Consider the following 1,414-nt stretch of genomic DNA (forward strand, 5'->3'; position numbering starts at 1 on the left):
TAACATCGTTGATCTGTACTGATTGCTCTTTTAGACGCAGTACAACTTGCGCGGCATCGTTCAATGCTTGAGACATTTGCGCGCTGGCGTCTGCACTTTCTTGGAAGATAGCCAAACCAGATTGCGCTAGACCGTCCGCTTCGCGTGCTGTTGCATCAGCAGAGGTCGCATTGTCACTTACGTTGTTTGCAGTGCTTGCTAGCTCATTTACCGCAGAAGCAACTTGTTCGATTTCTGCCAATTCTTGTTGAGCGTTCGCTTCTGCTTGCGTCATTACTGCAGCAAGTTCTGTCGATGCAGACGCCACTTCTTCACTGATTCGAGTTAACTGATCAACGATGCTGTAAAGTTGAGACGCGGTTTGGTTAACGTCTTTGCTTAGCTGAGCAATCTCGTTGTCGCCTTCGACATCCGCACGAACAGAAAGGTTACCAGCCGCCAGTTCACGCATCACACGTTGCAGCTTTTGGATTGGTGTAACAATCATGCCAGATAGGAACCATGCGCCAATAAGCGAGAACACAAATACAGCAAGAACCGTCAGCATCGCATTAGTTTGAACACGCTCGTTTTGTGCGTTACTTTTTGCTGTTGATTCAACCGCTTGATCGTTCACGTGTTTAGACAAAGTGTTGATGCCTTGCACCATTTCGTTACCAACACGGCGGTACTCAGAAATAAATGCACGGTATTCGTTGTCTGATTTAAGACCTTGATCGTATTGGTTGAAAAACGCTACAGAGCGCTGTGAGTACTGCACATACGCTTCAATCGCTTTACGCACTTCAATCGCATCTTCACGAAACAGGTTGCGCGCTTCGATCGCACTTAGATCCGCTTCAACTTGTTTCAAGCCTGCTTTTAGCTCATTTAGGAAAGTTTCACGACGAGAAGCATCGTAAATAGCGTAAACCGCGCTGATGCGCAATGGGTAAATTTGATCGTCGATACGCGCCAAAGTGTCTTTATGGAAAACCAAAGACTCTTGGTTAGAAGCAATAACGTCTTGCTCCGCTTGAAGATTGTTTTTAGTAATCCACAGAGCAATAAACAAAACAATAGCGGTAAATAATACCGGAACCAAAATTTGGGTTCGTACTGACAAGTTTTTCAGTGATAGCTGCATGACTGGACCTCAGTTATATGCGTGATGCCTACTTGCTTCCATGCGACGGGATTGTTCCCGGACGAATAAACAAGTGGCGAATATTAGAGGTTGATCACACTTTTGTCTAGTACAAAAAGTCCCCATTTTCAATCTGTTATTGACAATATCCCGACACTAGTGTCGGGATATTGTCGTTATTACAGGTTGTGATTAATTGTGATGATATTTATTCACATCCAGAGCGAATATCGCTTACTTTCTCAGCGAATTGAGCTTCGCTTGAGCAAGGCCAAAAATCGTATCAAT

General features: G+C 44.6%; 1 protein-coding gene. It reads right to left on the reverse strand.

Annotated features, from left to right (window positions below; all coding sequences use genetic code 11):
- Positions 1–1,126, reverse strand: a 1,126-nt coding sequence (locus tag R7D93_RS25355) for a methyl-accepting chemotaxis protein (protein ID WP_318129564.1), incomplete at its 3' end; no start/stop codon positions are given.
- Positions 1,127–1,414: the final 288 nt, after the last annotated feature.

Origin of the sequence: Vibrio sp. YT-15 (assembly GCF_033337445.1) — a bacterium.
Classification (GTDB): domain Bacteria; phylum Pseudomonadota; class Gammaproteobacteria; order Enterobacterales; family Vibrionaceae; genus Vibrio; species Vibrio alginolyticus.